The sequence below is a fragment of the Herbaspirillum sp. B65 genome (assembly GCF_000333555.1).
GTDB classification, from domain to species: domain Bacteria; phylum Pseudomonadota; class Gammaproteobacteria; order Burkholderiales; family Burkholderiaceae_D; genus Herbaspirillum; species Herbaspirillum rubrisubalbicans.
Genome location: NZ_BADI01000106.1, coordinates 1 through 5,227 on the forward strand (window position 1 = coordinate 1; position 5,227 = coordinate 5,227).

The 5,227-nt window shown below is 56.1% G+C and carries 8 protein-coding genes; 7 read left to right on the forward strand and 1 reads right to left on the reverse strand.

Annotation, left to right across the window (positions count from 1 at the left end; translation table 11 throughout):
• Window positions 1-131 precede the first annotated feature (131 nt).
• The 3 genes from I5W_RS02980 to I5W_RS29330 all read left to right on the forward strand — a co-directional run bounded on the left by I5W_RS02980 (window position 132) and on the right by I5W_RS29330 (window position 2,030).
• On the forward strand, window positions 132-728 hold the full coding sequence (locus I5W_RS02980; RefSeq protein ID WP_044528124.1) for a YmfQ family protein: 597 nt from the start codon (window positions 132-134) through the stop codon (window positions 726-728).
• 252 nt (window positions 729-980) lie between these two features.
• Window positions 981-1,616: a hypothetical protein gene (locus tag I5W_RS34385; RefSeq protein WP_441294714.1), complete on the forward strand. Its 636-nt coding sequence runs from the start codon at window positions 981-983 to the stop codon at window positions 1,614-1,616.
• 6 nt (window positions 1,617-1,622) lie between these two features.
• Complete coding sequence (locus tag I5W_RS29330) at window positions 1,623-2,030, forward strand: tail fiber assembly protein (RefSeq protein WP_044528125.1); 408 nt, start codon at window positions 1,623-1,625, stop codon at window positions 2,028-2,030.
• Here I5W_RS29330 and I5W_RS02995 read toward each other — a convergent pair.
• A complete protein-coding gene (locus I5W_RS02995) occupies window positions 2,000-3,106 on the reverse strand; it encodes an acyltransferase family protein (RefSeq protein WP_044528126.1) in 1,107 nt (368 codons plus the stop codon). The genes I5W_RS29330 and I5W_RS02995 overlap by 31 nt on opposite strands.
• 110 nt (window positions 3,107-3,216) lie before the next feature.
• Here I5W_RS02995 and I5W_RS03000 point away from each other — a divergent pair, with 110 nt between their 5' ends.
• The 4 genes from I5W_RS03000 to I5W_RS03015 are packed head-to-tail and all read left to right on the forward strand — an operon-like array spanning window position 3,217 to window position 5,004.
• Window positions 3,217-3,621, forward strand: coding sequence for a hypothetical protein (locus tag I5W_RS03000; protein ID WP_044528127.1), 405 nt, complete (start codon window positions 3,217-3,219; stop codon window positions 3,619-3,621).
• Window positions 3,618-3,917: a hypothetical protein gene (locus I5W_RS03005; RefSeq protein WP_044528128.1), complete on the forward strand. Its 300-nt coding sequence runs from the start codon at window positions 3,618-3,620 to the stop codon at window positions 3,915-3,917. Before I5W_RS03000 ends, I5W_RS03005 begins: the two co-directional genes overlap by 4 nt.
• Window positions 3,914-4,489 (forward strand): glycoside hydrolase family 19 protein, encoded by a 576-nt coding sequence (locus I5W_RS03010; RefSeq protein ID WP_044528129.1) that lies wholly within the window; start codon window positions 3,914-3,916, stop codon window positions 4,487-4,489. The genes I5W_RS03005 and I5W_RS03010 overlap by 4 nt, the downstream gene beginning before the upstream one ends.
• On the forward strand, window positions 4,486-5,004 hold the full coding sequence (locus I5W_RS03015) for a lysis system i-spanin subunit Rz (protein WP_044528130.1): 519 nt from the start codon (window positions 4,486-4,488) through the stop codon (window positions 5,002-5,004). Before I5W_RS03010 ends, I5W_RS03015 begins: the two co-directional genes overlap by 4 nt.
• The last annotated feature ends 223 nt before the right edge of the window (window positions 5,005-5,227 follow it).

A 5,227-nucleotide genomic window follows, 5' to 3' on the forward strand; every position in this document is an offset into this window, starting at 1 on the left:
GCGTGACTTGCCGCGTANCATCAGGACGAAGCGATCAGTGCTGCGGCCGGTGAGGAGGATCACCAGATGGTGGTCCCTGTTGAGAACGTGACGGTGTTGCGCCATGAGATCGCGACCTTTGGAGACATTCTATGGCTATGAGCGAAGCGGACTACCTGGAGCAGATGCGGCAGCTCCTGCCCCCTGGCCCGGCCTGGGATCGCGAGTTTTACGGCGGCGAAGTTGACCAGGTGCTGCAGGGGCTGGCGCCAGAGTTTGCGCGCATTGACCAGCGGGATGATGCCTTACTCGCAGAGATTTTCCCGCCGACGATGCGCGAGCTTGTGCCGGACTGGGAAACGGTCATGGGCTTGCCCGATGAGTGCCTGCCGGACGATCCAAGTTTCGAGCAGCGCAAAGCGGCGGTGTTGCGCCGACATGTCGCACAAGGTGGCCAGAGCCTGTCTTATTTCATCGGCCTGGCCAGGGAGCTGGGTTATCCAGACGCAACCGCTTTTGAGTGGCGGGCGCCTCGGTTCGGGCGGTCGCGCTTTGGTAAAGCCCGGTTTGGAACCTGGGCGGCGCAATTTATCTGGACGATCAAGTTGGGGCGCCGACATGCCGGAGGGCGGCGCTTTGGCGTGGCGGTATGGGGCGAGCGGTTAGGCGCAAATCCGAATGAGGCTGTGGAGTGCGTGATTAAGCGATGGGCGCCGCCGTTCACGGTGGTGATCTTTGAATACGAATGAAGGAAAGAGAATGGATTTTCCGAAGAGTGTTCCAGGCGTCGGCCTGGTGAATGGCAGTTTGTCGACGAAGATGAACAGACTGGACAGCAAGGATCGTTGATCCCTGCAAAGTGGGGCAACGACATTACTTCTGAGATCATCGCTGTCCAGGAAGCCGCGGGCCTCATTGCCGATGAAGCAAAGACGAACCAATTGCTTGTCGCTATCCGCAGTATTGCCGCGGCAAATGTTCTCACCTTTACGTCTTCTACCATGTGGGCGGTGCCAGAAGGTGTGACCAAAATTTTTGTGTCTGGATGTGGGGCTGGTGGCGGTGGAGGCGGCGGCGGTGGAATTTCTGGCGTTACTTCTGGAACCGCGTCAAGCGGCGGCGGCGGCGGTGGGCAATCGGGGGCGTTTGTTTTGATGCAATCCCTTTCCGTTACCCCTGGTCAGATCCTCACGCTGTCCATCGGGTCTTCAGGGGCTGCCGGCGCCGCTGGTATGCCGGGTAACTATGGGGGTACTGGTGGCGCTGGCGGGTCGAACTCAATCACCGGTGTCGGCGTCAACTTGATATTGTCTGGTGGACTGTCTGGCACAGGAGGGAGTACTCCACCGGGGAATAATACTGGCGGTTCAGGTGGATCACCGGGTGGCTCCGGTGCAGGCTCTGGAGATTATGGATTGGCAGTGGCGGGATATGGAACGAATAAGGGTGGGAACGGTGGTCAAGGAGGGAGTGGCCCATTCGGTGGAGGCGGGGCCTGCGTAGTAGGAGGGGCTGGCCAATCAGGGCGGGGTTATGGTTCCGGTGGCTCGGGTGGAAGTGGCGCAAATACTGCGTCCTCGGCTAGCGGTAATGCTGGCGGTGCCGGGGCTCCCGGCATTCTTATTATTCAATGGTGAATACAGATGAACAGTTACGCAATTATCGAGGACGGGAATGTGGCCAATATTGTGGTTTGGAATGGCGAAGGCAATTGGACTCCCCCAGGGGAAGCATCGGTCGTCCAGATCCCCGAAGGACAAGTTTGTGTTATCGGGGATCACTACTCTGATGGTCTGTTTATTACTGCGGATCGATCTGCACCGCAGATAGTCGAAACGCTCGAGCAGATTCGAGCCCGGAACGAGGCAACTAGAACCCAGTTACTCACTAACGCTGGGCTTGAAATTGATCCACTGCAGGACGCCGTCGATCTGGATATGGCAACTGCTGAAGAAAAACGCCTTTTGCTTCTATGGAAAAAGTATCGCGTTTCAATTATTCGGATGGAAATCACTGGGGATCAGCCAGTTTGGCCTCTGCCGCCTACGTGACGAAGTAGCCAATTTTTCGTACTCTCTGACAGTTTTTCTTCTAACACAGCGTGTGAGATGGCTGCCATCGCCAAGGCCAAGATCGTCGTCAAAAATATGTGAGACCAAGTTTGAGTTAGATCTGTCCTGCCGACGCTCTGAAGAATTCTTGTTACGAGTGATTGCGCGATCAAATGTACGAGGTATAGAGAAAATGACACTTTCCCAAGCCAAAGCAATGGCTTGGGAACCGAAATCACAACGCTCTTACTATAGAGAGCAATAATTATGAAAGCGATACAAAGGGGGCCTCCCCACCCATCAATTCCATGGAAATCAGCGAGCCCGGAATAAGCCCACCATAGACAAGTGGCTACAGCGATTGGCACTATGCATCTCGCCACCAAGCAGTCTTTAATCCGCAATCTCGACAAATAGAGGAGGCCGCCAATAACTCCGGCTGCAAACGTCCAGATAATAGGATTTGTTATTTGATTTACATAGGCAATTCTGAAACGGTAATCGTGGAGCACATTAAGCGTACTGGCACCTTTTAACGCCATAGGAAATACTATCAACGAAAGTATCAACCAACTGAAAAACGCGGCCCATCTCCAGCGTCCAAATAGCATCGAGATACCAAAAACGAGATAGAAGTAGATTTCAAAATTCAGAGTCCAGCCTAGTGGGTAGGGAAGTCCGTAATAAAGTGGTTGTCTCGGGTCAACTGGTAGAAAAAGCAGGCTTTCTACCAGACTCTTCCAGATGTCTTTATGAATGAAGATGTCAATGGGGTTGAGGGCTTGTATCCCAAGAATAGCGAGGACGATATAGACGGGCCATATCCGGGACAGCCGTTTTATCCAGAAAATCACACTGTTTGTAAGCGTTCCATCGGAATTAGCGGTCGTCAGCGTCATGATGAAGCCGCTGATCAGAAAAAACAGATCGACTCCCATTGCTCCCGGTCGGAAGATAGATTCCGCGGTAGTTTGCATCGAGGTATTCAATAAGTAGTACCTAGCGTGAACAAATACAACCAGCAATGCAGCTATTCCTCGTAAAGCCTGGAGCCATTCTAGTTTTTTCGGGTGCATTCCAACTCTTTCCTCATTTTTATGGAGGAATTATACAAGTAAAAATTTACAACTTTTTTCAAGTGTAAACGTGACCAGGCGCCAATCGGCGCCATTTTTTGGGGAATTCAATGCCAGAACCAACAACAGGGGCGGTGATCGGCGCCGGCTCGGGGGCTTTTGCCGTCGGCACCATCACCATTACAGGGTCATTCCTGGGACTGCAGTACGAGATGCTGCTGGCAGGGTTGGCCGGTGGCCTGGCCATGCTCTCCAGCCTGCCTCCGGTATCTCGCCCACGGGCAGTCATGATCCTGATCACCAGCGCGCTCATGGGCGGCTACGTCGGGCCCATGCTGCACGCCTGGGCGATCCAGTCCGACGCATTCGCCTGGTCGGGGAAGTACTCAGAGGCCGCCCGGCTCTGCAGCGGGTTTCTGATTGGGGCCAGCTCCCAAACAGTAATTCCGCTGGCCTTGGGCTGGATGCGGGCCAAATTCGGAGGGGGCAACATCAATCAGGAGTCATCCAAATGATCAAGATCCTGCTCGCAACCGACTATCTGCTGGTCGTCAATATGTTGGCCAGCATCGCACTCTTCCTGCATTGCGTCTTCGCGCTCAACCGCATGAACCATCGTAGCAATCATTTAGTGCGTGCGTGGTACGTGATTGCAGCAGTGGGCGCATTTGGCGTCATTACCGGGCCGTTGTACGGCTACATCAGTCCCCAGCCGGCCGAGGTGATCTCGAACGTTGGAGTGGCCAGCCTGCTGGCTGGTGGGTGGCTATACCGCAATCGCCGTGCAACCGATACAGGAGAGCCGAGATGACCCTTACACTTGCCCAGCTCCAGCGCATCATGCCCGCTTCCACGCGGGCATCGTTGTTTTTGGAGCCCCTCAATGCAGCCATGCAGGAATTCGGGATCGATACGCGCCTGCGCGTGGCCGCCTTCCTGTCGCAGATCGGCCATGAGTCGGGCCAGTTCCGGTTTATGGAGGAGCTGGCCAGCGGCTCTGTTTATGACCGTCGCGCAGATCTTGGTAACACCAATCCAGAGGCGATTCGGATCGCGGCTGCAAACGGCACTACGCCGGGCCGCTTCTGGAAGGGGCATGGCCCGATCCAGATCACGGGCTACCTCAACCACCTGGCCGCCATGATGGCGCTGCACGTGGATTGCGTGGAGCAGCCGCGCCTGTTGTGCGAGCCGGTCCACGGTTGCCGTGCTGCCGGCTGGTTCTGGTCAGTAAATGGCCTGGCCAAGTGGGCCGATGCCGGCGACATCGATGGCGTGAGTGACCTGGTCAACCGGGGAAAGAAAACGGCCGCCATCGGGGACGCAAACGGTTTTGCCGAGCGCAAGGCGCTGTACGAACGGGCTCTGGAGGTGATCCCATGAGCCGGACTCAGACCATATTGGTAGCCCTCGGCGCTGTCATGCTGGCTCTTTGCCTGGGCCTGATTGGCGGCTACCTCTGGGGTGGCCACCGCCAGGCTCAGATCGACGAGGGAAGGGTGGCGAAGGTCAGCGAGGAACACGCCACCGCCCTGGCCAGCGCCACCGAACGATACCGGGAGGCCGAGCGCAGTGGCCAGGCGGCCGTCGCTGCGATCACGGCCGCCGCTCAACAGGAGAAAGAGAATGCAAAGAAACAAATGGATGTTTTGCGCGGTGAGCTGCGTGCTGGTGCTGTGCGGTTGTCAGTCGCCGTCGACGCGGCTAGTGCAGCCGCCGCTGCCCAAGCTGCCGCCTCTGGGGATCGAGAAGCGCGTGCCGACCTTCTGCCAGCGGCTGCTGGGCGAATTCTCGATTTCGCCCTCGAAGGCGACGACATCGTGCGGGAGCTCAACGCCTGCGTCGACAAGTACCACCGCGCAGAGCAAGTGATTGATGAAGTACGGCCTCAGGATTAGAGTGTGGGGCCAATTTTAGAAAAACTGAAGTGGTCCTTGCTGAACATGGCAAGGACCGCTTCAGCTCGCTGGGTCGCGGTCACGCCAAACTAAAAGAGCGCGCCTTGGCGATCAGGACGGATAATTCTCACTACTTCCTGTAAGAAAGTGGTGGTATCCAAAAAGTAGTTTGGATATGCTCGGCGAAGTGCACTTATGAGGACGCAGAGACCAAAACTTGCGG